The 23,041-nt window shown below is 61.2% G+C and carries 23 protein-coding genes; 12 read left to right on the forward strand and 11 right to left on the reverse strand.

What is annotated here, in order from left to right:
* Positions 1 to 118: 118 nt before the first annotated feature.
* On the reverse strand, positions 119 to 2,182 hold the full coding sequence (gene parE / locus PR018_RS06530) for a DNA topoisomerase IV subunit B (protein ID WP_142822660.1): 2,064 nt from the start codon (positions 2,180 to 2,182) through the stop codon (positions 119 to 121).
* Positions 2,183 to 2,392: 210 nt separating this feature from the next.
* On the opposite strand from parE, the gene PR018_RS06535 reads away from it, so the two are divergent.
* From PR018_RS06535 to PR018_RS06555, 5 genes are all read left to right on the forward strand, one after another.
* Positions 2,393 to 3,280 (forward strand): dienelactone hydrolase family protein, encoded by an 888-nt coding sequence (locus PR018_RS06535; RefSeq protein WP_142822661.1) that lies wholly within the window; start codon positions 2,393 to 2,395, stop codon positions 3,278 to 3,280.
* A gap of 122 nt (positions 3,281 to 3,402) precedes the next feature.
* Complete coding sequence (gene tpiA, locus PR018_RS06540; RefSeq protein WP_142822662.1) at positions 3,403 to 4,173, forward strand: triose-phosphate isomerase; 771 nt, start codon at positions 3,403 to 3,405, stop codon at positions 4,171 to 4,173.
* A 133-nt stretch (positions 4,174 to 4,306) separates the two neighbouring features.
* A complete protein-coding gene (gene secG, locus PR018_RS06545; protein WP_142822663.1) occupies positions 4,307 to 4,741 on the forward strand; it encodes a preprotein translocase subunit SecG in 435 nt (144 codons plus the stop codon).
* A 139-nt stretch (positions 4,742 to 4,880) separates the two neighbouring features.
* Positions 4,881 to 6,509 (forward strand): CTP synthase, encoded by a 1,629-nt coding sequence (locus tag PR018_RS06550; protein ID WP_142822664.1) that lies wholly within the window; start codon positions 4,881 to 4,883, stop codon positions 6,507 to 6,509.
* A 160-nt stretch (positions 6,510 to 6,669) separates the two neighbouring features.
* On the forward strand, positions 6,670 to 7,731 hold the full coding sequence (locus tag PR018_RS06555; protein ID WP_142822665.1) for a HoxN/HupN/NixA family nickel/cobalt transporter: 1,062 nt from the start codon (positions 6,670 to 6,672) through the stop codon (positions 7,729 to 7,731).
* A gap of 69 nt (positions 7,732 to 7,800) precedes the next feature.
* Here the strand turns inward: PR018_RS06555 and PR018_RS06560 are convergent, their stop codons facing one another.
* Complete coding sequence (locus PR018_RS06560) at positions 7,801 to 8,889, reverse strand: citrate synthase/methylcitrate synthase (protein ID WP_142822666.1); 1,089 nt, start codon at positions 8,887 to 8,889, stop codon at positions 7,801 to 7,803.
* 84 nt (positions 8,890 to 8,973) lie between these two features.
* Here PR018_RS06560 and PR018_RS06565 point away from each other — a divergent pair, with 84 nt between their 5' ends.
* Both PR018_RS06565 and gnd read left to right on the forward strand, forming a co-directional pair.
* Positions 8,974 to 10,113, forward strand: a complete 1,140-nt coding sequence (locus PR018_RS06565; RefSeq protein WP_142822667.1) for a citrate synthase family protein — start codon at positions 8,974 to 8,976, stop codon at positions 10,111 to 10,113.
* 193 nt (positions 10,114 to 10,306) lie between these two features.
* Positions 10,307 to 11,335, forward strand: coding sequence for a phosphogluconate dehydrogenase (NAD(+)-dependent, decarboxylating) (gene gnd / locus PR018_RS06570; RefSeq protein ID WP_142822668.1), 1,029 nt, complete (start codon positions 10,307 to 10,309; stop codon positions 11,333 to 11,335).
* Positions 11,336 to 11,413: 78 nt separating this feature from the next.
* Here gnd and PR018_RS06575 read toward each other — a convergent pair whose 3' ends face one another.
* The 5 genes from PR018_RS06575 to PR018_RS06595 are packed head-to-tail and all read right to left on the reverse strand — an operon-like array spanning position 11,414 to position 16,901.
* On the reverse strand, positions 11,414 to 12,640 hold the full coding sequence (locus PR018_RS06575) for a molybdopterin molybdotransferase MoeA (RefSeq protein WP_142828845.1): 1,227 nt from the start codon (positions 12,638 to 12,640) through the stop codon (positions 11,414 to 11,416).
* Positions 12,637 to 13,137 (reverse strand): cyclic pyranopterin monophosphate synthase MoaC, encoded by a 501-nt coding sequence (gene moaC / locus PR018_RS06580; RefSeq protein ID WP_142822670.1) that lies wholly within the window; start codon positions 13,135 to 13,137, stop codon positions 12,637 to 12,639. The genes PR018_RS06575 and moaC overlap by 4 nt, the downstream gene beginning before the upstream one ends.
* A gap of 1 nt (position 13,138) precedes the next feature.
* The gene (gene trpC, locus PR018_RS06585; RefSeq protein ID WP_142828843.1) at positions 13,139 to 13,954 is read right to left on the reverse strand and encodes an indole-3-glycerol phosphate synthase TrpC; all 816 of its coding nucleotides are present in this window, start codon (positions 13,952 to 13,954) and stop codon (positions 13,139 to 13,141) included.
* 16 nt (positions 13,955 to 13,970) lie between these two features.
* Positions 13,971 to 14,987: an anthranilate phosphoribosyltransferase gene (gene trpD / locus PR018_RS06590; protein WP_142822672.1), complete on the reverse strand. Its 1,017-nt coding sequence runs from the start codon at positions 14,985 to 14,987 to the stop codon at positions 13,971 to 13,973.
* A gap of 18 nt (positions 14,988 to 15,005) precedes the next feature.
* A complete protein-coding gene (locus tag PR018_RS06595) occupies positions 15,006 to 16,901 on the reverse strand; it encodes a peptidylprolyl isomerase (protein ID WP_142822673.1) in 1,896 nt (631 codons plus the stop codon).
* A 166-nt stretch (positions 16,902 to 17,067) separates the two neighbouring features.
* Between PR018_RS06595 and PR018_RS06600 the strand changes: the two genes are divergently transcribed.
* From PR018_RS06600 to PR018_RS06610, 3 genes are all read left to right on the forward strand, one after another.
* Complete coding sequence (locus PR018_RS06600; protein ID WP_142822674.1) at positions 17,068 to 17,349, forward strand: hypothetical protein; 282 nt, start codon at positions 17,068 to 17,070, stop codon at positions 17,347 to 17,349.
* Between the two features lie 429 nt (positions 17,350 to 17,778).
* Entirely contained in the window at positions 17,779 to 18,948 is a 1,170-nt protein-coding gene (locus PR018_RS06605; RefSeq protein ID WP_244615224.1) for an HlyD family secretion protein, read from the forward strand.
* Positions 18,941 to 20,482, forward strand: a complete 1,542-nt coding sequence (locus PR018_RS06610; RefSeq protein WP_142822676.1) for a DHA2 family efflux MFS transporter permease subunit — start codon at positions 18,941 to 18,943, stop codon at positions 20,480 to 20,482. The genes PR018_RS06605 and PR018_RS06610 overlap by 8 nt, the downstream gene beginning before the upstream one ends.
* A 27-nt stretch (positions 20,483 to 20,509) precedes the next feature.
* On the opposite strand, the gene PR018_RS06615 is transcribed toward PR018_RS06610, so the two are convergent.
* A complete protein-coding gene (locus PR018_RS06615) occupies positions 20,510 to 21,064 on the reverse strand; it encodes a DNA-3-methyladenine glycosylase (RefSeq protein WP_142822677.1) in 555 nt (184 codons plus the stop codon).
* A 189-nt stretch (positions 21,065 to 21,253) separates the two neighbouring features.
* Here PR018_RS06615 and PR018_RS06620 point away from each other — a divergent pair, with 189 nt between their 5' ends.
* Together PR018_RS06620 and PR018_RS06625 are read left to right on the forward strand one after the other, a co-directional pair.
* Entirely contained in the window at positions 21,254 to 21,502 is a 249-nt protein-coding gene (locus PR018_RS06620) for a DUF6894 family protein (protein WP_111215685.1), read from the forward strand.
* Positions 21,503 to 21,639: 137 nt separating this feature from the next.
* Complete coding sequence (locus PR018_RS06625) at positions 21,640 to 21,888, forward strand: BON domain-containing protein (RefSeq protein WP_142822678.1); 249 nt, start codon at positions 21,640 to 21,642, stop codon at positions 21,886 to 21,888.
* Between the two features lie 44 nt (positions 21,889 to 21,932).
* On the opposite strand, the gene PR018_RS06630 is transcribed toward PR018_RS06625, so the two are convergent.
* From PR018_RS06630 to PR018_RS06640, 3 genes are all read right to left on the reverse strand, one after another.
* The gene (locus tag PR018_RS06630) at positions 21,933 to 22,199 is read right to left on the reverse strand and encodes a hypothetical protein (protein WP_142822679.1); all 267 of its coding nucleotides are present in this window, start codon (positions 22,197 to 22,199) and stop codon (positions 21,933 to 21,935) included.
* A gap of 20 nt (positions 22,200 to 22,219) precedes the next feature.
* A complete protein-coding gene (locus tag PR018_RS06635; RefSeq protein ID WP_142822680.1) occupies positions 22,220 to 22,483 on the reverse strand; it encodes a hypothetical protein in 264 nt (87 codons plus the stop codon).
* Between the two features lie 152 nt (positions 22,484 to 22,635).
* Positions 22,636 to 22,929 carry a DUF2934 domain-containing protein gene (locus PR018_RS06640; RefSeq protein ID WP_142822681.1) on the reverse strand — a complete coding sequence of 98 codons (294 nt, stop codon included), beginning with the start codon at positions 22,927 to 22,929 and terminating at the stop codon, positions 22,636 to 22,638.
* Positions 22,930 to 23,041 lie beyond the last annotated feature (112 nt).

The following is a 23,041-nucleotide window of genomic DNA, read 5'->3' on the forward strand; positions in this document are numbered from 1 at the left end:
AGGCTGATTCAAGGGTAAGGCCCGCAATGGCCTATATTACGCCGCCGTGACAGCGATGCGACCGCAAGTGGTTGTGGAGGAGAAAAAGTCTACCTCGCGTCGCTCCCCGATATCGACCCTAGATATCGAGATTTTCCGCAAAGGCTGCGCGCTCCTGAATAAAGCGGAAGCGGGCGTCTGGCTTGGTGCCCATCAAGGCATCCACCGCATCCCGGGTCCCCTCGAAATCGACATCGTCGATTGCGACCTTCAGCAGCGTCCGCCGCGCAGGGTCCATCGTCGTTTCCTTGAGCTGTGCCGGCATCATTTCGCCAAGGCCCTTGAAGCGCCCGATTTCGACCTTCTTGCCCTTGAACACCGTGTTCATGATCTCGGCACGGTGCGCATCGTCCCGGGCATAAAGGGTTTTTGCACCCTGGGTCAGCCGGTAGAGCGGCGGCACCGCGAGGAACAGATGGCCACCCCGGATCAGGTCCGGCATTTCTTGGTAGAAGAAGGTGATCAGCAGCGACGCAATGTGGGCGCCATCGACGTCGGCATCGGTCATGATGATGATGCGTTCGTAGCGCAGATCCTCGTCCCGGTATTTGGCGCGCGTTGCGCAGCCGAGGGCCTGGATCAGGTCGGAAATCTGCTGGTTGGCCGACAGCTTTTCGCGGGTGGCACTGCCGACATTGAGGATCTTGCCGCGCAATGGCAGGATCGCCTGATTGGATCGGTTGCGAGCCTGCTTCGCTGAACCGCCAGCCGAATCGCCTTCGACGATGAAGAGTTCGGCACCGGCGGCCGTATTCTGCGAGCAGTCGGACAGCTTTCCCGGCAACCGCAGCTTGCGGACCGCGGTCTTGCGATTGACCTCTTTTTCCTTGCGACGACGCAGGCGTTCCTCGGCACGTTCGATCACCCAGTCGAGCAGCTTTTCGGATTCCGCCGGATTGTCGGCGAGATAGTGGTCGAAGGGGTCGCGCAGGGCATTTTCGACGATGCGCTGGGCTTCGGCGCTGGCCAGTCTATCCTTGGTCTGGCCGACGAATTCCGGCTCGCGGATGAACACCGACAGCATGCCGACGGCTGAAATCATCACGTCGTCGGTGGTGATCGCGGCGGCGCGCTTGTTCTGCGTCAGCTCGGCGTAGTTCTTCAAACCCTTCAGCAGCGCAATGCGCAGGCCTGCCTCATGGGTTCCGCCTTCGGCGGTCGGAATGGTGTTGCAATAGGAATGGACCTGCGGATCGCCGCCGTACCAGCTGATCGCCCATTCCAGAGAGCCGTGGCCGCTGGCCTTCTCCGACTTGCCTGCAAAGATCTCGCGGGTGACGGTGAACTCCTTGCCCATTGTCGCCTGCAGATAGTCTTTCAGGCCGCCCGGAAAATGGAAGACTGCCTTGTCGGGAATATCGGAGCCTTCCGGCAGCATGCCGGCATCGCAGCTCCAGCGGATCTCGACGCCGCCGAAAAGATAGGCTTTGGAGCGGGCCATGCGGAAAACACGGGCCGGATCGAACTTGGCGTGATCGCCAAAGATCTGCGGATCGGGATGGAAGCGCACGCGCGTGCCGCGACGATTGTGGATATCGCCGAGTTCCTCGAGACCGCCCTGCGGAATGCCGCGTGAAAAGCGCTGGCGATAGAGCTTCTTGTTGCGGGCAACTTCGACTTCCATGTCGTCCGAAAGCGCATTGACCACGGAGACGCCGACCCCGTGCAGACCGCCTGAGGTCTCGTAGGCCTTGCCATCGAACTTGCCGCCCGCATGCAGCTTGGTCATGATCACTTCGAGTGTCGACTTGCCCGGCACCTGCGGATGGTTTTCCACCGGAATGCCGCGGCCATTGTCGCTGACGGTCAGGTAGCCTTCGACGTCGAGATGGACCTCGATAAAATTCGCATGGCCGGCGACGGCTTCGTCCATCGAATTGTCGATGACTTCGGCAAACAGATGGTGAAGCGCCTTTTCGTCGGTACCGCCGATATACATGCCGGGGCGCATGCGCACGGGTTCGAGGCCTTCGAGCACGCGGATGGCCGAGGCGTCGTAGCCGTCCGAAGAAGATTGCGTCGGCGGCGCCGGGCGAGGAGCGGCTGCGACTTCCGGCTTCTTCGGGGCATCTGCCTTCTTGGCGACTTCCGGGGCTGCGGCGATCGTCGAGACTGCGGAAAAGAGATCGTTGCTGTCATCCATAAGCGTGTTCAAATCTTAAAGTGAGAGTAATCCCCGCGAGCGGTTGCAGGCCAGAGCGAATCGAATGGCGCTGCACGCTCGACTGATCCGGATTCTGGCAGAAATCTAGCAAAAAAGCGACGCAGGCAGATTCCGGGACCAATTGGAAAAAAGATTTGCGTCGGCCACCGCCGAATGGCAAGCCACAGTTCTTCAAAGGGTCCCATCGGCATGCCAATGTCCACAGTTCATTTCCTCAAGATCGCTGCCACCGTCGCGTTTATCGCCTTCCTGGCCACGGACGCGTCTGCCGTGCAACTGAAACCGTTCAAGGACGAGCTCTTTTCCAGCCAGACCGTCGTCGAGAGCCACGATAACGGTGCGTTCGAGACCATCGACTACCAGGAGATGCGCGACATCAACGGCCGGGACATCGTTCCGGAGCGCCGCGTCAAGCCGGCCTATCTCGGGCTCGGCGTCCGCTGGAAGCAGACGGACGAGACACTGGCTCTCGGTGCACGCAAACTCGATGTCACCAGGGTGGGACCTGCGAGCGGGCAGGCATTCACTGTTATCTTTATCCACGGTCGAGCCGGTGACCGGCGGCTGGGCTCGAACGACTATATGTTCGGCGGAAACTTCAACCGGCTGAAAAATCTCGTGGTCGACAATGGCGGCAGCTACTATGCGCCGACCATCAGGACGTTCGATGCAGAAGGCGTGGCCGATGTCGCAGCGCTGATCCGGGCAGCCTCCGAACAATCAGGCGGACAGCCTGTGATTCTGTCCTGCGCCTCGATGGGCAGCATCGTCTGCTGGGGGATCACGCGGGATGTCGAGAGCGTCAAGCGGCTTTCCGGCATGGTGATGATGTCAGCCGTGACCGACCCGACCTTCGCCAAGAGCCCGTTCTACAAAGCCCGGCTGCCGATCTGGTTTGCCCATGGCAGCGCCGACAAGGTCTATGCGGCTGCAGACCAGCAGGCGCAGTTCGAAAAGCTTATCAAGGCGAAGTATCCGACCCGCTTCACGCTCTATACGAACGGCACCCACGGAACGCCATTGCGCATGCTGGACTGGCGCAAGACCCTCAACTGGCTGTTTTTACCCTCGCCATGATCGCAATTTTTGCTTTCGGGCGGAGCGACGGATGGCAATCGGGATGGCGTAATGGCGCGCAACTTTCATTTTGCCGATTCTTTTGCTAGGTCCGCATGCAAAGCGACGGGAGGAGAGGCGCCATGACACAGAAGATACGTCCGCTATTGGCGGGCAACTGGAAAATGAACGGCACGCGGGACAGCCTGACGGAAATCAAGGCTATCGCGGATGCGATCGATCAGGCGCAGGCGGAGAAGGTCGAGGCACTGCTCTGCCCACCGGCAACGCTGCTCTATGTGGCGACCGCACTCTGCGATGACAGCCCGCTGGCGATCGGCGCCCAGGATTGCCACCAGCACCGCATTGGCGCCCACACCGGGGATATTTCCGCTGAAATGATTGCGGATTGCTTTGGCACCTATGTGATCGTCGGTCACTCCGAGCGGCGCCGGGACCATGGCGACAGCAGCGAACTCGTGCGTGCCAAAGCGGAGGCCGCACATGCGGCGGGACTGACCGCCATCGTCTGCGTCGGCGAGACTGCCGAAGAGCGTCAATCCGGCCATACTATCGATGTTCTGAAGCGGCAGATCGAAGCATCGGTCCCGCGCGGCTCGACGGCGGACGATACCGTCATCGCCTATGAGCCGGTCTGGGCCATCGGAACCGGCCTTGTGCCGCAGGAAGACGAGATTGCCGCCGCTCATGCTTTCATGCGCGCCGATCTCGTGGCGCGGCTGGGACGGACTGGTAAAAGCATGCGGCTCCTCTACGGCGGCTCCGCGAACCCTGCCAACGCAGCTGTTCTCATCGGCATCGATAACGTCAATGGCTTGCTGGTCGGCGGAGCGAGCTTGAAATCGGTCGATTTCAACGCGATATACAACGCATATCTGAAACACACGGCCTGACGCTGGCCGCCTCCTGCCGTTTTTCGGCTGCAGGGGCGGGCCGCGATGAAAAGGCTTGGAATAGGCGAGAGGCTCATGTAAAGAGCCGCGAGCTTTTATTCTTATGCCCGTATACGCGGGCGGGACTGGACCTATGCAGACCGTATTGATTGTCATTCATCTCATGATCGTGCTTGCGCTGGTCGGAGTGGTTCTTATTCAACGCTCCGAGGGCGGCGGCCTTGGCGTCGGCGGTGGGTCGGGCTTCATGTCCGCCCGTGGCGCTGCCAATGCGCTGACCCGGACGACGGCGATCCTTGCGACGCTGTTCTTCATCACGTCGCTCGGTCTCGGCGTCCTGTCGCGCTATGAAGGTCGCCCGACCGACATTCTCGACCGGATCACGCCGGCTGGACAGACGAAGAGCGGTGGCATTCTCGACTCGCTCGGCGGCGCAAAGCCTGCAACGGGCACGGCCCCTGCTGGGACTGCACCGGCAGGGACGGCACCCGCTTCGCCTTCCGGCCAGGCTGCTCCGGCAACGCCAGCTCCGGCACCGGCGCCGACCGGTGTCCCCACGGGTCAGTAACAGACCCTGAAACGATCCTCCGGCAGGTCTCAAAACCTGCCGGTTTTATTTTGTCCATCCTCCGCCTCGTCTTCAAAAGTTCTGGAAAAGAATTTTGGGGCTGGCGGAATCATTTGTTAAAAGGTAACCGGTGGCTCCCATGGCGCGATATGTATTCATCACCGGCGGCGTGGTTTCCTCTCTAGGCAAGGGAATTGCGGCCGCTGCTCTCGGAGCACTCTTGCAGGCCCGCGGTTATAGATGCCGCCTGCGCAAGCTCGACCCCTATCTGAATGTCGATCCGGGCACCATGAGCCCGACACAGCACGGCGAAGTCTTCGTCACGGATGACGGCGCAGAGACCGACCTCGACCTCGGGCACTACGAGCGCTTTACCGGCCGCTCCGCCACCAAAACCGACAACATCACAACCGGTCGCATCTACAAGAACATCATCGACAAAGAACGGCGCGGCGACTACCTCGGCGCCACCGTCCAGGTTATTCCGCACGTTACCAACGAGATCAAGGATTTCGTTACCGAAGGCAACGACGACTACGACTTCGTCATCTGCGAAATCGGAGGTACTGTCGGCGATATCGAGGCGATGCCTTTCATGGAGGCCATCCGCCAGCTCGGCAACGACCTGCCGCGCGGCACGGCCGTCTACGTCCACCTGACGCTGATGCCGTACATTCCGGCTGCCGGCGAGCTGAAGACCAAGCCGACCCAGCATTCCGTCAAGGAACTGCAGGCGCTGGGTATTCACCCCGACATCCTGCTCGTACGCGCCGATCGCGAGATCCCGGAAGCCGAGCGCAAGAAGCTTTCGCTGTTTTGCAATGTCCGCCAGTCCGCTGTTATCCAGGCGCTGGACGTTGCCAATATCTATGATGTGCCGACGGCCTACCACAAGGAAGGTCTCGACAACGAAGTGCTGGCCGCCTTCGGTATCGAACCGGCACCGAAGCCGCGTCTCGAAGCGTGGGAAGAAGTCTGCAATCGTATCCATACGCCCGAAGGCGAGGTGACCATTGCCATCGTCGGCAAGTACACTGGCCTCAAGGATGCCTACAAGTCGCTGATCGAAGCGCTGCATCACGGCGGCATCGCCAACCACGTCAAGGTGAAGCTCGAGTGGATCGAATCGGAAGTCTTCGAAAAGGAAGACCCGGCTCCCTATCTCGAAAAGGTGCACGGCATTCTCGTGCCCGGCGGCTTCGGCGAGCGCGGATCGGAAGGCAAGATCCACGCGGCCCGATTCGCCCGCGAGCGCGCAGTTCCCTATTTCGGTATTTGCTTCGGCATGCAGATGGCGGTCATCGAGGCGGCCCGCAACCTGGCCGGCATCGAGCACGCCTCGTCGACGGAATTTGGCGCCACCAGCGAACCGGTCGTCGGCCTGATGACCGAATGGATCAAGGGCAACCAGCTAGAGAAACGCGCGGCCTCAGGTGACCTCGGCGGCACGATGCGCCTCGGCGCCTACAAGGCAGCGCTCAAGAAAGGCACGAAGATCGCGGAGATCTATGGATCTTCGGATATTTCCGAACGCCATCGCCATCGCTACGAGGTCAATGTCGATTACAAGGACCGGCTGGAAAGCTGCGGCCTGGTATTTTCCGGCATGTCACCGGACGGCGTGCTGCCGGAGACGATCGAGTACCCCGATCATCCATGGTTCATCGGCGTCCAGTACCATCCGGAACTGAAGTCCCGTCCTCTCGACCCGCATCCGCTGTTCGCAAGCTTCATCGAGGCAGCACTCGAACAGAGCCGCCTAGTCTAAGGCGACAAGGCAGATCAGGAAAACACTTGGAGCCCGGCGAAAGCCGGGTTTCTTTTTGCGCTGCATCAAATTTTCGCAAAACTACGTCATTTGCCTCTCGTCTCGATTTTCTTTCCATGGCAGTTTGCGGCCTATTGTCCGCAAAGGAGAACGATGTTCTATGCCCAATCCGTTTGACGACCGGAAAGACCGTGCCGGGACGAAGATCACCATGACCTACGTCCTGCTGATCGGCTTCAATATCGGTGCGTGGGTCTGGGCATGGACCGCCTTTTCAGACCGTCCAGCCTTGTTGGGGACGGCATTCCTTGCCTACATGCTCGGCTTGCGGCATGCCTTCGATGCCGATCATATTGCGGCTATCGACAATGTCGTGCGCAAGCTGGTGCAGGACAAGAAATCGCCGGTTTCCGTTGGTTTCTTCTTTTCGCTCGGTCATTCCAGCATCGTCGTGCTCGCATCGATCGCCATTGCCGCCACTGCTTCGATGATGCCGCTCGGCGCTTTCCGCGATGTCGGCGGCATTGTCGGTACATCCGTTTCAGCGCTGTTCCTGGTCGCCATCGGCGTTGCCAATTTCTTCGTGCTGCGCGGTATATGGGCAGCTTTCCGTCGCGCCAGGCGCGGCGAGACGATCGTCGAGGAAGACCTCGATGCACTGTTGTCGAACAGCGGCTTTCTCGCGCGCATCTTCCGGCCGATGTTCAAGATCGTCACGCGCTCATGGCACATGTACCCCATCGGCTTTCTATTTGGCCTCGGCTTCGACACGGCAACGGAAATCGGCTTGCTCGGGATATCGGCGACGCAAGCTGCGCAGGGCATGTCGTTCTGGACGATCCTCGTTTTCCCAGCGCTTTTCACGGCCGGCATGTCGCTGCTCGACACCACCGACAGCGTCTTGATGACCCGTGCCTATGGCTGGGCCTTCATCAATCCGATGCGCAAGCTCTGGTACAATCTGACGATCACCGCCGCCTCGGTCGCCGTGGCGATCTTCATCGGCGGCATGGAGGCACTTGGCCTTCTCGTCGATAAGTTCGGGCTCGAGGGCGGCGTTTGGGGCACAATTGCCGATCTCAACGACAATCTCGCCAATTTCGGCTACGCCGTCGTCGGCATTTTCGTCGTCAGCTGGCTGATCTCGACGCTGGTCTACAAGATGCGCGGCTATGACGATGTGACCCTGAACCTCGCCGCTGGGCAATCCACCACGAACTGATGGATCTGGCATGATCGGCTGTCTTCCGGATCCACCAATAGCGGCGGATCCGGGTTTGTCTACCGATCGTCAGGCGGCCTTGGGCAGTGGCCCAGTATAGCGGGATTGCGGGCGGATGAGTCGTCCGTCCAGCACCTGCTCGCGCGCATGGGCAATCCAGCCGACCGTGCGGCCGATTGCGAACACGCCGGTGAATGACTCCCTGGGGAAACCGAGCGAATCGAGCAGCAAGGCCGTGTAGAATTCGACGTTAGTCTCGATAGGGCGATCCGGCTTGCGTTCGCGCAATAAAGCCAGTGCGGTCTGCTCCACGGCTTCCGCCAGCGCCATCCGTCGTCCGTCCACCTGTCCGGCGGCAACGATCGGCTTTAGTGCTGCCTTCAGGGCATCGGCGCGCGGATCGCGCACCCGGTAGATGCGATGACCGAACCCCATCAGCCGCTCGCCCTTGTCGAGTTCGGCGGCGATCCAGGCGCGGGCGTTGGCGGGTTCGCCGATGGCGTCCAGCATATCGAGCACCGGCCCCGGCGCACCACCATGGAGCGGACCGGTCAAGGCTCCGAGCGCCCCGAGCACGGAGGAAGTGAGCCCCGCCTGGGTCGAGGCGATGACACGGGCTGCAAACGTCGAGGCGTTCAATCCGTGGTCGGCGATGGTGACCAGATAGGCATCTAGTCCCGCCGTCTGTTCAGCCGTGGGCATGATGCTGGTGAGCATTCGCAAAATATCCTCGGACTGCGAAAGGCCGGCATCCGGGCGTATCGCCGGCTTGCCGTCGCGCAGCCGCAGAACTGCCGGCAGGAACACGGCAGGTGCTGCCAGCAACCTGAGAGCCGTGGCACGGTCCGCACCATCCGGCACGCGGGCAAGCAGCGCCCTGATAGCTTCGACCGGCGGCAACCTGAACAGGCCCGCTTCGCTCTCGGTTACGATGTCGAACATCGAAACTCTTGCGTCACCGATGAGTGACTTCAGCCCATCGACATCGTTCGTTTCCGGAAAAAGCCCCGAAAGCAACAGCTGCGCAACGTCCTCGTAGCGGCTCGTTGCCACGAGGTCGTCCAGCGACACGCCACGTATCACCAGTCGACCGGCGAGCCCGTCGACATCGGACAATCGGGTTTCTGCGGCAATGACATCGTCCAATCCACTTTTCATCGTCTTCTCCTTTGACTATGCGAGAGGATCGGCGCCATTTGTATTGACGTCAATCTTGATGCTTTCGATCAATATGAGGATGCCATGTCGTGGCTGACTGCAGAGCAGGCGTTGCAACTGCTCGGAACGAAACAGCAGACCTTGTACGCCAATGTCAGCCGGGGTCGCATCCGTGCCAAGCCCGATCCGGCCGAGGGCCGCCGCAGCCTTTATTTTCGCGATGACGTGCTCCGGCTCGCCAACCGCCAGGCCGGTCGCCGCAAGAGCGAAACTGTTGCTGCCGAAGCAATCCAATGGGGTGATCCCATGCTGCCCTCGGCGGTCTCGACCGTTTCCGATGGCCGGCTGTTTTACAGGGGCAGGGATGCTGCAGCGCTGTCGGAGAATGCGACGCTTGAGGAAGTTGCAGCCCTGCTCTGGGATATGCGCCGTCCGCTGTCTTCCCTGGCGAAGCTCGACGGCTCGAAAGACGGCGCGACAATCGCATCGGCTTTGGTTGCACTGGCAGGTCGGGCGACGCGGGATCTACCGTCCATGGAGAGATCCCAGTCCGCGCTGCAGGCCGACGCGCAGAGCGTGCTTGCCACGGTCGCAAATGTGCTCGCTCCCTGGTCCGCCGACCAGCCCCTGCATAGACGTCTGGCGGAAAGCTGGGGCCGCCCTGCCGCAGCGTCGATCATTCGCTGCGCGTTGGTGCTGTTTGCCGATCACGAACTGAATGCCTCGACCTTTGCCGCCCGCGTCACAGCCTCGACAGGCTCCTCCCTGTCTACGGCGGTCCTGTCCGGGCTGGCGACGCTGACGGGGCCGCTGCATGGCGGCGCCTGGCAGGCTGTGAGGGTACTCGTGGGCAACGCCGAGGAGCTCGGTGCCCACGAGGCGGTGAACCGTTATCTAGCTCAGGGGCGCAAGCTGCCGGCCTTCGGGCATCGCCTTTATCCGCACGGCGATATCAGGGCCACCACGCTGCTCCGACATTTCGAGCTCCCTACGGCCTTCGCCGACCTGCAGGCGGCAGCGGAGGAAATCGTCGGCGAACGCGTCAATGCCGACTTCGCCCTGACGGCGCTTGCCGTCGCCTACGACCTCCCGCGCGATGCGCCGATGATCATATTTGCGATGGCGCGGGCGGTAGGGTGGCTGGCACATGCGATCGAGCAGGCTTTGGGTGGGCGGCTTATCCGACCACGCGCTCGTTACATCGGCCCCACATTGGAGGCTTGAGCCTGCGCCCCAATGGCAGTAGGAAGATGTAATTCAAACGATTAGGGTTGCTCACGTATTCTTGATGTTTCGCAGCTACGCTTGCCTGCTAACCCTCGACGCCGTAATTTGCGAGCACTAAGGCCTGTCGCAAAATCACCCTATACACTTGACCGGAGCGACCGCTCCAAAACCGTCCCAAGGAGACGTGACTATGCAGATTGGTATGATTGGCCTCGGCCGCATGGGCAGCAACATGGTGCAGCGGCTGATGAAGAGCGGCCACACGGCCGTCGTCTTCGACGCGCGCGCCCAGAGCGTCGAGGACCTCAAGGGCATGGGCGCCACCGGCAGCTCCAGCCTTGAGGACTTTGTCGCCAAGCTGGATAAGCCACGCGCCATCTGGATGATGCTGCCGGCAGCCATCGTCGACAACGAACTGACCAAGCTGGTGCCGTTGCTCGAAGAGGGCGACATCATCATCGATGGCGGCAACTCCTATTATCATGACGACATTCGTCGTGCGGCGATGCTGAAGCAGAAGGGCATCCACTATGTCGACGTCGGCACCAGCGGCGGCGTGTTCGGCCTGCAGCGCGGCTATTGCCTGATGATCGGTGGCGAAACGCCGACCGTCCAGCATCTGTCGCCAATCTTTGCAACGCTCGCGCCCGGCATGGGCGACGTGAAGTCGTCCGCCCAGCGCAGCGAAGTCGCTGCTGCCAAAAGCACGGCCGAGCAGGGCTTCCTGCATTGCGGTCCGCATGGCGCCGGTCACTTCGTCAAGATGGTCCACAACGGCATCGAATATGGCCTGATGGCTGCCTACGCAGAGGGCTTCAACATCCTGCGCCATGCCAATATCGGCATGCAGCAGGCCGAGGCAGACGCCGAGACAGCGCCGATGTCCAACCCGGAATTCTACCAGTACAACCTCGACATCCCGGAAATCGCCGAAGTCTGGCGTCGCGGCAGCGTCATCACCTCCTGGCTACTCGATCTGACGGCAGATGCGCTGCACGAAGATCCCGCCCTGTCGCAGTATGCCGGACGCGTTTCGGACTCCGGCGAAGGCCGCTGGACGATTTCCGCGGCTATCGACGAAGGCGTTCCGACACCTGTCCTGAGTGCGGCCCTGTTCAGCCGCTTCTCTTCGCGCGGCAATGACGGCTTTGCCAACCAGGTGCTGTCAGCCATGCGCGCCGGCTTCGGCGGCCACCACGAAAAGCCGCCGGTCAAGTAAGCCTATCGGCGAGACACGATCTTCCATCGGGCGGCGCAAGCCGCCCGAAGTGATTCTAACGGTTGCTTGTTAAGGGCGTCAGCCCTGCAGGTCGGGCCGCAGCAGGAGGATGGGGCAGGGCATGCCGGCCGGCATTGCCGGTGCATTCGGCGGCCGGACGATCAGGCAATCCGCCTGCGCGAAGATCTTCATCATCGAGGAATCCTGCTTGTCGAAAGGCTCTGTAAGCCAGTTGCCATCGCTCGATTTGGAAAGCGTTGCGCGGACGTAGTCCTGACGCTGGTTGTTCGCGGCAAGCGGTGTCGCCGTCAGCGCTGTCGCGCCACGCTGGATCGGCGGAAGGCTGGCAAGCTTGCGGATCAGCGGCTCCAGGAACAGGATCCCACATACGAGACTCGACACCGGATTGCCGGGCAGGCCGAGGACATGGGTTGGCCCGAGACTGCCGACCATCAACGGCTTGCCCGGCCGCATGGCAATGCGCCAGAAGTCGAGCTGCATGCCCGCTGCGACAAGCGTCGCCTGCACAAGGTCATGGTCTCCTACGGAGGCCCCGCCGAGCGTCACGATGACGTCTGCACCGGCGTCGCGCGCACGTTCCACAGCCGCCGTGATTGCCGCGCTGTCATCCGGCGCAATGCCGAGGTCGAGGATATCGGCTCCGGCCTGACGGGCCAGCGCTGCGATACCAAAGGTGCTTGAGGCAAGGATCTGCGACGGGCCGGGGACTGAGCCGGGCGGCAGGAGTTCGTCGCCGGTGGCAAGGATCGCCACCAGCGGTCTGCGAAAGACGTCCAGCGTCGCATGGTTCATGGCTGCTGCCACCGTAAGCCGGGTGAAGTCCATGACGGTGCCGTGCGGCAGCACGATCTCGCCATCGACGAAATCCTGACCGCGTGGTCGCACATGCTGGCGGGCGCGTACCGGATAGGTCGAGCGGATGCTGCCATCCTCCGTCGTCTCGACATCCTCCTGCAGAAGCACGCTGTCGGCACCGTCTGGCAGAGGTGCGCCCGTGAAAATCCGAACTGCTTCTCCGTCGGCAACCGACCCATCGAAGGCATGGCCGGCGGCCGAGACGCCGATGACTTTCAAACTGCTATTCGGTCCAGAGAGATCGGCGTGCCGGATCGCGTATCCGTCCATCGCGGAGGCGTCGAAAGGCGGCTGGGTGAGGGGGGCGGGAAGGTCTCTCGCCAGTACACGGCCGGAGGCATCACTGAGGGTCACAGTCTCGTGCTCGGCGACAGGCCGCACCTTGTCCAGCAAGCGCGCCTGCGCTTCGGCAACAGGCAGCAAGCTCATGGGGATGGGCCTGCAAGCCGGAAGTCGCCGGATTTGCCGCCGGACTTTTCCTCGAGCCGGATGCCGCCGATTTCCATCAGCCGGTCGGCCGCCTTAGCCATGTCGTAGATAGTCAGGCAGGCAACGGAGACGGCGGTCAATGCTTCCATTTCGACGCCGGTGCGTCCCGTAAGCTTGGCAGTTGCCGTCACACGCAATCCGGGCAGGCTGTCGTCGGGCGTGATCTCCACACCGATCTTCGTCAGCATGAGCGGATGACAAAGAGGAATCAGGCTCGATGTCTGCTTGGCGCCCATGATCCCTGCCAGGCGGGCCGTGCCGATGACGTCGCCCTTCTTGGCATTGCCCTCGAGGATCAGCCGTAGTGTCTCCGGCTGCATCTTAACATGGCCCGAAGCCGTGGCACTGCGCATGGTCTCCGCCTTGTTGCCGACATCGACCATGTGCGCTTCGCCGGACGCATCGATGTGCGTGAGGCTGCCGTGCTCTGCCGCCATGCTATTCGGCCGCCAGCGCGGCGGCTTCGCCTGTCAGGAGGGTTCGCGTTGCCGCTGCCACATCGTCCTTGCGCATAAGGCTTTCGCCGACCAGGAAGGTATCGATCCGGCATGCCTGCAGCCTGAGGCAGTCGGCGTGGGTGAAGATGCCGCTTTCGCCGACGATTATCCGATCCGCGGGCACCATTGGTGCCAGTCTTTCGCTGGTGGCAAGGCTGACCTCGAAAGTGCGCAGGTCGCGGTTGTTGATGCCGATCAGCGGCGACGACAGTTTCAGCGCACGCTCCATTTCCGGCTCGTTATGCACTTCCACCAGCACATCCATGCCGAGCCCGAAGGCTTCGTCCTGAAGGCGCTCCGCATCCTCGTCCGAAAGCGATGCCATGATGAGAAGGATGCAGTCGGCACCCCAGGCGCGAGCTTCCTGCACCTGGTAGGTCTCGAACATGAAATCCTTGCGCAAGGCGGGCAGGCTGCAGGCGGCGCGGGCAGCAGTCAGGAACGCCGGGGAGCCTTGGAAGCTAGGGGCATCGGTCAGCACGGAAAGACAGGCAGCTCCGCCCGCTTCGTAGGCCGCAGCCAATGCCGGCGGATCGAAGTCGGCACGGATCAGCCCCTTGGACGGGCTTGCCTTTTTGATTTCGGCGATGAGCCCGAACATGCCTGCCTCATGCTTTGCCACGAGTGCCCGGTGAAAGCCGCGCGGCGGGGTCTGGTCCGCTTGCATGGCCTTGAGTTCGGCAAGCGACACCGATGCCTTTGCGGCCTCGATTTCCTGCCGCTTGTAGATTTCGATCTTTTTGAGAATGTCGGTCATGGCGAGCGCCCTTCCTTCAGTCGCTGTCGTTGGAGACGGCAATCAGCCTGTCGAGAGCGGCAGCCGTAGCGCCACTGTCGAGCGATTTTGTGGCAAGCCGCATGCCGTCGATGACGGTCCCGGCCTTGCCGGCTACGACCAGCGATGCAGCGGCGTTGATCAGCGAGATATCGCGATAGGCATTTTTTTCGCCGGAGAGCACGGCACGCAAGGCTGCCGCATTGGCAACGCCGTCGCCGCCCTTGAGGTCGGCCAGAACAGCATGCTGCACGCCAAAATCGCCGGGGCCGAGTTCGAATGTCCTGATCTTGCCGTCTTCGAGTGCCGCGACCTGCGTCATCCCCGTCGTGGTGATCTCGTCGAGGCCGTCGCCATGGACGACCCACACGCTTTCAGCACCGAGATCGCGAAGCACTTCGGCAAGCGGCACCACCCATTGCGGCGCATAGACGCCAAGCAACTGACGGCGCGCGCCCGCAGGGTTCGACAGGGGGCCGAGAAGATTGAAGATCGTCCGGGTACCGAGTTCCACCCTGGACGGGCCGACATGGCGCATCGCCGAATGGTGCATCTGGGCGAACATAAAGCCGATGCCGGCGTCGCGGATGCAGCGGCCTATATGCTCCGGCGAGATGTCGAGCTTCACACCCAGCGCCGAAAGGCTGTCGGCAGCACCGGACTTGGAGCTCAGCGCGCGGTTGCCATGCTTTGCGACGGGAACGCCGCAACCTGCGACGATCAAGGCGGCGAGGGTGGAGATATTGTAGGTGCCGGTCCCGTCGCCGCCGGTGCCGACGATGTCGATGGCATCGGCCGGAGCTTCCACAGGCAGCATCTTGGCGCGCATCGTGGTGACGGCGCCGACGATCTCGTCGACGGTCTCGCCTTTCATCCGCAGCGCCATCAGGAAGCCGCCGATCTGCGACGGCGTCGCTTCGCCGGACATCAGGATCTCGAAGGCCTGCCGCGCCTCGTCGCGCGTCAGACTTTCATGGCCGGCGACTTTGGCAAGCAGTGGCTTCAGATCGGCCATCGAGGTCGGTTCCCTAGCTTAGCGCTGCACGGCCTGAGCCGCGGCCTCGCGGTTTACGGTCACGCCGTATTTCGTCTGCAACTCGGCAACCATCTGGTCGAGGATATCGTCACCAGCAGCGTCTGCAATCCTGGAAATCTGCTGGTCCTGGTTGGCAAGGACATCCGTGGCTGGCGGCGTCGTGTTGACGTCGGTTACCTTCAGCAGGATCTGCGTCGTGTCGTCGCCGCCGATGGCGCTGGCAACCGTATCGACAGGTCCGGAGAATGCTGCCGACACACCGGCGCGGCCAAGGACGCTGTCGTCCATGTTGCGCGTCACGTTGGTCTTGTTCTCGACGGCAATGCCAAGCGGCGCGGCAATATCGGCGAGCGACTTGCCCTTCTTGGCCTCATCCTTCAGGGCGGTGGCCTTAGCGGCGAGGGCGACCTTCTGCTGTTCCGCTGTCCAGTCGGCAGCGGCCTTGTCATGCACCTCGGCAAGCGGACGATCGTGCTCAGGGGTCACGTCCAGTACGTCGAACCAGACATAGCCATCGCTGCCGATGGGAACGGGAAGTGCCTGGACGCCGACATCGGTCTTGAAGGCTTCTGCGAGCAGCTTCTGGCGCTCGGGAATATCTTTGACCTCATTCCCAGCCTTGTCGAGGCCGGTGGCGTCGACGGAATCGACCGTCACTGGCTTCAGTTTCAGTTGCTGAGCTGCCTCGACCAGTGTCGCGCCGGAGCCGCGTGCATCTTCGAATTTGTCGTGCAGGTCTGCGATCTGAGAAGACGCTGCGGCAATTGCCATCTGCTTGCGCAGGTCTTCCTTGACGTCCTCGAACGACTTGGCGCTTTCCACCTTGATGTTGGTGACGCGCAGGATCACCGGTCCGAACGATCCCTCGATGACGCCTGTCGTGCCGCCGTCCTTGGTGACAGCGAAAGCCGGTTCCGCAATGGCTGAATCCGGAACGCTCGCCTTGTTAAATGTGCCGAGCATGACGTCGCTGGCGGTCTTGCCCTGGTCGGTTACGAGCTGGTCGAAGGTCGTGCCGGTTTTAAGGGCGACGGAAGCCGCGTCCGCCAGGTCCTTGTTGGCAAAGCTCAGCTGTTCGATCGTCCGGGTCGCCGGCGTCGTGAAGCTTTCCTTGCGCTTTTCGAATTCGGCGCGCACCGCATCGTCGGTGATGGCGGCGGTATCGGCAATGTCGGCTGCCTGCAGCTTCACGTAGGAGAGTTTGCGATACTCCGGCGCACGATACCGCGACTTTACGCCTTCGAACCACTTCGCCAGCACGTCGTCAGCCGGTGCCTTGACCGGATCGATGTTCGCATTGGTGAGGATCAGGTAGTCGATGCTGCGGCTTTCGTCGTGGAATTCCTTCAGGCCGGCAACCAGCGTTTGCGGTGCCTTGAAGCCGTTGGATATGGAATCGACGATCTGGCCGCGAACTGCGACCTTGCTGCGCTCATTGATATAGTCATCCTGGCTGATACCAGCATTGGCGAGGCGGCTGGTGAACAGCCCGCGGTCGAATTGACCTGTGTTCGACTTGAATGCCGGGTCTTCGCCGATCAGTTTGGCGAGCCGGTCCTGCGACAGGCCGAGGTTCATGTCGGCTGCCAACTGGTCCAGCGAGGCGCCAGCGACGAGCTGGGAGTTGGTCTGCTGTTCAAGCCCGAAGGCGCGGGCCTGCTCCGGCGACAGCTGCGTTCCGAACTGCTGGCTCAGCGCCGAGAGCTGGCGTCGATAGGCGAGGCGGTATTCCGCGGCGCCGATCTGCTGGTCCCCGACGGTAATCACGGTCGATCCGGTGCTTCCGCCGATCAAGGACCGCGACACGCCCCAGATCCCGAAGGATGCCACTAGCAACAGCATCAGGCCCTTGGCGACCCAGGTGCGGGCCAATTCTCTCAGCAGTTCAAACATCGGAATGCTAACCTCAATATGGAACGGCCTCGCAAATCAGGCGAAGCATTGGCTGTTCCTTAGAGCAATCCGCACGGGAATTGAAGAGCATCCGCCGAAATCGCAAAATGCGCGGAACCAATGCCGATACTCGGCGTTTATCGGGCACAAACAAAGGAGCTGAAAAATGGCTGAACTGAAAACCGCTTCCATCCAATCCGCAGCAGCACGTGTCGAAACTGAAGCAGCAGCGCAGGATCTTTCCGCGCAGATCACTGCCCTCAAGGAAGATCTGGCAAAGCTGTCTGAAAGCGTTGTGGCGATCAGCCAGGGTGCCAAGACGGTTGTGACGGAAGAGGCCGCTCTGGTAACCTCTCGCGTCCGTGACAAGGTTCGCGAAGAGCCGCTTTTCGCGCTCGCCGTGACCGCAGGTGTCGCCTACGTCGTCGGCCTTCTCAGCCGCCGCTAATACCTTAAAATCTGAACTAACAGGAAAGCCGGCGGTCATCGCCGGCTTTCTTGCGTTTGTGGCTTTGTATACAGCTAGAGCGATATAGAACGTTTGACTTATTATGTATTAGGGTATAGTAAGCATGCTAACGAATAGCAGGCTTTATGCCCATGACGATTTTCTCTTTCCACGCTTTATCCGAAGGCGTTACAGCGCGCCGCCAAGTGTGCGAGCCGGCTGTCGTCCTGAATTCCTGCTCCCACAAGCTCCCTGGTCATAACAGACCGTCGGCGAGGGGCCGTCGCGCGCATTTCCCGCTCGTCCCGACATTCTTCACAAATTCTCGCCCCAACCAAGTTGACAGCTGCCGGTTGGCGCTGTGCCAGCAAGAGACCTCCCATGGCTGAACGACTACCTCTTCCCAGATCCGCCAAATCCGAAAAGACCATGCGTGTCGTCACGACGGACGAGATCGCCGAGGGACCCTCCGGCAATCCGACCGCGGCGCCGACCGCAGTCGTCCCGCCTGCGGCAGTGCCCTCAGCACCGCGCAAACGTCGTGGTGCAACGCGGCTGATCCTGTTCGCGGCGCTCCCCATCGTCTTGGTCATCGGCGGCTATTTCTACGTCACCGGCGGGCAGGTCATGTCCACCGACAACGCCTATATCGGCGCCGACATGGTCGGGGTTTCCACCGATGTCAGCGGCTTCGTCGCTGCCATCGAGGTGCATGAAAATGAACAGGTGAAGAAGGGCCAGGTGCTGTTCAGACTGAAGCCCGATTCCTTCCAGATTGCGCTGGAGGGTGCCAAGGCACAGCTCGGCGTTGCCCGCAACCAGATCCTGAACCTGCAGGCCAGCTACCAGCAGACCCTGGCGGAGATTGCCCAGGCCGAGGCGGACCTGCCGTTTTACCAGACCTCGTTCGATCGCCAGCAGAGCCTGATCAACAGCTCCGCAGCCTCCAAGGCCGCCTTTGATTCGGCCAAGCACGACCTCGACGCCGCCAAGCAGAAAGTAGCGGTCGCCAAAGCCCAGGCCGCCACAACGCTGGCTCAGATCGGCGGTGACCTTAACCAGCCGCTCGAGCAGAACCCCACCTATCTGCAGGCCAAAGCCGCCGTCGACGACGCGCAGCGCCAGCTCGACGACACCGTGGTTCGGGCGTCCTTCGATGGCACCGTGACCAATGTCGACAGCCTCCAAGTTGGTGGCTACCTCGCGGCTGCCCAGCAAGGCTTTTCACTGGTGTCGTCGAACGACATGTGGATCGCCGCCAGCCCGAAGGAAACCGAACTCACCTACGTCAAGCCGGGCCAGAAAGTCTCCATCTCCGTCGATTCCTGTCCGGGCACGGTCTGGACGGGCACTGTCGCCAGCATCAGTCCCGCCTCGGGCTCCAGCTTTTCGTTGCTGCCGGCGCAAAACACCACCGGCAACTGGGTTAAGGTGGTCCAGCGCATCCCGATGCGGGTGAACATCGACGATGCCGCCGGCAAACCGCCGCTTCGGGTCGGCATGAGCACGGAAGTGGACGTCGACACGGGCCACGCTCGTGGCTTGCCGGATTTTGTCGCAAAACTGCTGGGCCGTTCCGATGGCAAGGGTCATGAGTAACCCATCCGACGGCGCCGCGCCCGTCATCGCCAACCGCGGCGCAATCACCGCCTGTGTCATTCTCGCGGTCATCATGCAGGCGCTGGATACGACGATCGCCAATGTGGCATTGCCGTATATCCAGGGCAGTGTCGCAGCCAGTTCCGACCAGATCAACTGGGTGCTGACCTCCTACATCGTCGCTGCCGCCATCATGACGCCGCCATCGGGCTTCCTGTCCGCCAAGTTCGGCCGCAAGCGTGTGCTGCTGACGGCAATCGCCGGCTTCGTGGCCGCCTCTGTGCTCTGTGGCTTTGCCCAGTCTCTGGTGCAGATTGTTGGCTTCCGCCTGTTGCAAGGTCTTTTCGGCGCGGCTCTCGTGCCGTTGTCGCAGGGTATCCTGCTGGACATCTACTCCGTCGAGGAGCGCGGCAAGGCCATGGCGCTGTTTGGTGTCTCGGTGATGGTTGGTCCGGTGCTCGGCCCCGTCATCGGCGGCTGGCTGACAGACCATATTAGCTGGCGCTGGGTGTTCTACATCAACGTGCCGATCGGCCTTGTCGCCTTTATGGGCATCGTCGTCTTCGTCAAAGAGACGAAGGTCGACGCGCTGGCTAAGCTCGACGTTTTCGGCTTCAGCATGCTGAGCCTCGGCATAGCTTCGTTGCAGCTCTTCCTCGACAGGGGCGAGCAACTGGACTGGTTTTCATCCGGCGAGATCATCGTCGAAGCGCTGGTCTGCTTCTGCGCCTTCTACCTGTTCGTGGTCCACACATTCACCACAGAGAAATCCTTCGTCAACCCGCGTCTCTTTCTCGATCAGAATTTTTCCGTCAGCATGTTTTTCATCTTTATCGTCGGTGTCACTTATCTGGCATCGCTGGCGCTGATGACGCCCTATTTGCAGACCCTGATGGGCTATCCTGTCGTCACGGCGGGCATCGTCATGGGACCGCGTGGCCTCGGCACCATGGTCTGCATGTTTCTTGTCGGGCGCCTCATCGGCAAGGTGGATACGCGCTGGCTCTTGCTGCTGGGGCTCGGCCTCACGGCCTGGGCGATGTACGAGATGACCGGCTGGACACCCGATGTCTCGCAAACGACGATCATCGTTGTCGGCTTTGTCCAAGGCGCCGGTTTGGGCTTCCTGTTCGTACCGCTGACCACCGTCGCATTCGCGACCCTGCCGGCGCACATGCGCGGCGAGGGGACAGGGCTGTACAATCTATCGCGCAATATCGGCTCCAGCGTCGGCATCTCCATCGTCTCGGCGCTGATCATCCGCAATACCCAGAGCAACCACGAATCGATTGCTGCCTACGTGACGCCGTTCAACCACGCGTTCGACGCACCAGCCGCCCAGGGCCTAAGCCCGCTGACCGCGATTGGCCGCGCCAGCTTGGACAATATCGTTACCCTGCAGGCGACGATCATCGCCTATATCGACGACTTCAAGCTGCTGATGCTGATGTCGCTGTTTGCCATGCCGCTGGTCATCCTGCTGCGCAAGCCGGCTGCACCGCCGAAGGTCGACCACAGCATTGCCATGGAATAGCAAATGCCGGAGCCTGCCGATGCGGCATCAGCCAAATTTACGGCTGACAAAGCGCGATCCTGCCGCTCCGAACCGCCAGGCAGCCGCGACATTGCGCGTGATGCCGATCCGCGGCCCCGAAACGATGTCCATCGCAGGACCCGCAGTCAGTGTGAACGGCGGCTGGTCCAGAGGCAGCCCGTTGTGTGCGAGTTCGATGCCCAGCGCCTGGCTGAGCTTGCCGGGACCGCTGCACAGTTGCGCAAGATTATCCGTGCCGCGTCGCGCTGCCATCCTGTCGAGACCGGTGTTCGGTTCCAGCGCACGGATCAGCACCGCGCTACCGGGCAGGCAGACGAAGTTGATGCACCAGTGAATTCCGTAGGAGCGGTAGACATAGGCATGCCCGGCAGGGCCGAACATCACGGCGTTGCGCAATCCCGGACCGCGGAAGCTGTGGGAGGCTTCGTCGTCCAGCCGATAAGCCTCCGTTTCGACTATCAAGCCGCCGACGCCGTCGGCGCAAAATTGCCAGCCGATGAGATCGCGCGCGACCTCCACGACATCCCGCCCGAAAAAGGCAGCCAGGCTGTTGCTGAGCATAAGACACAAACCTTTGATCGATGGAGGTCACCCTGCAACTGCAGACGTTGAGCACGTGCGTGTATAGTAACCCGGTCCAATCGAAGTCAACGAACCCCGGGCCCGGCGACCTCAGGTTCAACTTGCCGAGTTGCTGCTCAAACTGGGAACATATTAGCGTTTTGCGTCTTTCCACGCAGGAGGCTGCGGATGGCTAAGTTCTATTTCAACATAAGCGATAACGAGGGCTTTTCCGCCGGTGACGCGCCCTTCGAATATCCGACGCTGACTGCGGCCATCGACCAGGCTAAGAGCGTGCTGGCAGAGATGGCGATCGATGGGATCCCAGAGGGCAACGGCCGTCGCCTCTCCGTGGAAGTCGCCAATGACCGCCGCCAGCCCGTTGTCCGGTTCACGATTGTGCTGATGGTCGACTATTCGCCCAGCGATAGCGCCTGACGGGTTTTGCGGGCGTAGACATTGCAGCCCGATATGACAATCGATGACGCTCTGACATCAAAATTGTGAATATGAACGCACGATGAACAAAATTGGCGTTCATACGTTACAACTGATAGAAAAAGGAGCGTGTCGCCATGTTCATGTCTATTCTTCCAACGAGCGGTTTTGTCGGCGCCCAGATGGCTGGCCTTTGTGCAGCAGTTTCCTCAGCCTTGGCCTACGCATCCGGCCTTGACGGAGCCCGTATTGAAGTCACCCAGGATCGAGGTGTCATCTATCTCGACGGCTCCGCACCGAGCCTTACGGCACTAGAAGCCGCAGTCAACGTAGCGCGCGAGATCGCCGGCAATTCCGTCTGCAACCGCATCGAGCCAGCCTACTGAGCCTTACCACCGGCGACAGGCTCCTGATATTCGCGTAGACCGATCTACGGCCGCTTGGCCGCATCCTTGTCAACGACCTCGAAGATTGCCCTCAGCCGATCCAGGTCGTTGGCCTTCAGCGTTTCCACATCCCCGGTCGGATTGAGTGGCTTGAACCATTCGATCGCCTCCCGCAGCACTGTCGCGTAGGGCTCGCGGTATTCGCTCAGCCCTAGCACCCATTCTCGGACGGTTTCGCGCTCCATACGGGACGCGGCATAGCGAGCATGGACGGTCTTGGCGGAACTGATGAGGTCGTCGACGTTTTTCATGGGCACTCCTCGGCTGACCGTCAATGGACCGGCGGGTCCTGGTCGTCAAGGAAAGTCCGTATTCCCTCGCGCTCTATAGTCGCCAGGAATTCATCGAAGGCATCGCGGTCGGTGGAGAAACCCTCTTCCCACATGGTTCGTCCATCCGCAGCATCGGTCACCTCCATCTTCCAGTCGAGCGTGGTGCCAGCTGCACGGAATATGTCAACGCGCACCGTGGTGCCGCCTTCCGAAAACTCACCGGAAAGCTCCGAGTGCTCAATTCCATCTTCGTTCCGAATCATCCGATCTTATCCTCCAGCTTTTCGCTTCCTAACATGCACGAAAGGCGAATTCTCGACGGTTGGGTATCGACAAAAGAAGAGCCCGATGCGCTGGGCGCATCGGGCTCTGATAGTTCATAACGGCCGCCTCTTATTCAGCACTTTGTGCAAAATTAGGGCTGTTCGCGGGTGCCGTTTGCATTGGTGCGCTGATCGTCGTCCTCCAGATCCGTTGAGACCATGTACGTGTCCGAATGCTCGCGGGCCGCCTCGCGCATGGCGCGCGGGCTGGCGAGATCGTCACCTTCGATGGTCTCGGAATCGGCCTTGCCGCCAGTTCCGGCCTCAGCGTCGTAGTCGCGCTCTGCTTCAGCCCAGTGCTCCGAGTGAGCGCCGTCCGGCTGTCCGTTGCGTTCCCAGATTGCGTGTGCGCGGCGTTGGATTTCTGTTTCGCGGTTATCACTCATCATCATTCTCCCGTTGATGCATATAAAACATGCACGGCGTCAAAGCGTTCCAAAGAAACGGAAGTGTGAATATATACGGTACGGATAAAGCGGTGTTTGCAGGCGAAACGCA

Origin of the sequence: Rhizobium rhododendri (assembly GCF_007000325.2) — a bacterium.
Lineage (GTDB): Bacteria > Pseudomonadota > Alphaproteobacteria > Rhizobiales > Rhizobiaceae > Rhizobium > Rhizobium rhododendri.

Excerpts from the sequence above, each read along its gene's own strand:
- trpD (WP_142822672.1), bottom strand. The coding sequence starts at position 14,987 with ATGGCCGATCTGAAGCCACTGCTTGCCAAAGTCGCCGGCCATGAAAGT.
- PR018_RS06640 (WP_142822681.1), bottom strand. The coding sequence starts at position 22,929 with ATGAGTGATAACCGCGAAACAGAAATCCAACGCCGCGCACACGCAATC.
- PR018_RS06600 (WP_142822674.1), top strand. The coding sequence starts at position 17,068 with ATGGCTGAACTGAAAACCGCTTCCATCCAATCCGCAGCAGCACGTGTC.
- PR018_RS06555 (WP_142822665.1), top strand. The coding sequence starts at position 6,670 with ATGCCCAATCCGTTTGACGACCGGAAAGACCGTGCCGGGACGAAGATC.
- parE (WP_142822660.1), bottom strand. The coding sequence starts at position 2,182 with ATGGATGACAGCAACGATCTCTTTTCCGCAGTCTCGACGATCGCCGCA.
- gnd (WP_142822668.1), top strand. The coding sequence starts at position 10,307 with ATGCAGATTGGTATGATTGGCCTCGGCCGCATGGGCAGCAACATGGTG.
- PR018_RS06575 (WP_142828845.1), bottom strand. The coding sequence starts at position 12,640 with ATGAGCTTGCTGCCTGTTGCCGAAGCGCAGGCGCGCTTGCTGGACAAG.
- PR018_RS06535 (WP_142822661.1), top strand. The coding sequence starts at position 2,393 with ATGCCAATGTCCACAGTTCATTTCCTCAAGATCGCTGCCACCGTCGCG.
- PR018_RS06610 (WP_142822676.1), top strand. The coding sequence starts at position 18,941 with ATGAGTAACCCATCCGACGGCGCCGCGCCCGTCATCGCCAACCGCGGC.
- PR018_RS06625 (WP_142822678.1), top strand. The coding sequence starts at position 21,640 with ATGTTCATGTCTATTCTTCCAACGAGCGGTTTTGTCGGCGCCCAGATG.
- PR018_RS06595 (WP_142822673.1), bottom strand. The coding sequence starts at position 16,901 with ATGTTTGAACTGCTGAGAGAATTGGCCCGCACCTGGGTCGCCAAGGGC.
- PR018_RS06620 (WP_111215685.1), top strand. The coding sequence starts at position 21,254 with ATGGCTAAGTTCTATTTCAACATAAGCGATAACGAGGGCTTTTCCGCC.
- PR018_RS06565 (WP_142822667.1), top strand. The coding sequence starts at position 8,974 with ATGTCGTGGCTGACTGCAGAGCAGGCGTTGCAACTGCTCGGAACGAAA.
- PR018_RS06615 (WP_142822677.1), bottom strand. The coding sequence starts at position 21,064 with ATGCTCAGCAACAGCCTGGCTGCCTTTTTCGGGCGGGATGTCGTGGAG.
- PR018_RS06605 (WP_244615224.1), top strand. The coding sequence starts at position 17,779 with ATGCGTGTCGTCACGACGGACGAGATCGCCGAGGGACCCTCCGGCAAT.
- secG (WP_142822663.1), top strand. The coding sequence starts at position 4,307 with ATGCAGACCGTATTGATTGTCATTCATCTCATGATCGTGCTTGCGCTG.
- trpC (WP_142828843.1), bottom strand. The coding sequence starts at position 13,954 with ATGACCGACATTCTCAAAAAGATCGAAATCTACAAGCGGCAGGAAATC.
- PR018_RS06550 (WP_142822664.1), top strand. The coding sequence starts at position 4,881 with ATGGCGCGATATGTATTCATCACCGGCGGCGTGGTTTCCTCTCTAGGC.
- PR018_RS06635 (WP_142822680.1), bottom strand. The coding sequence starts at position 22,483 with ATGATTCGGAACGAAGATGGAATTGAGCACTCGGAGCTTTCCGGTGAG.
- PR018_RS06630 (WP_142822679.1), bottom strand. The coding sequence starts at position 22,199 with ATGAAAAACGTCGACGACCTCATCAGTTCCGCCAAGACCGTCCATGCT.
- tpiA (WP_142822662.1), top strand. The coding sequence starts at position 3,403 with ATGACACAGAAGATACGTCCGCTATTGGCGGGCAACTGGAAAATGAAC.
- moaC (WP_142822670.1), bottom strand. The coding sequence starts at position 13,137 with ATGGCGGCAGAGCACGGCAGCCTCACGCACATCGATGCGTCCGGCGAA.
- PR018_RS06560 (WP_142822666.1), bottom strand. The coding sequence starts at position 8,889 with ATGAAAAGTGGATTGGACGATGTCATTGCCGCAGAAACCCGATTGTCC.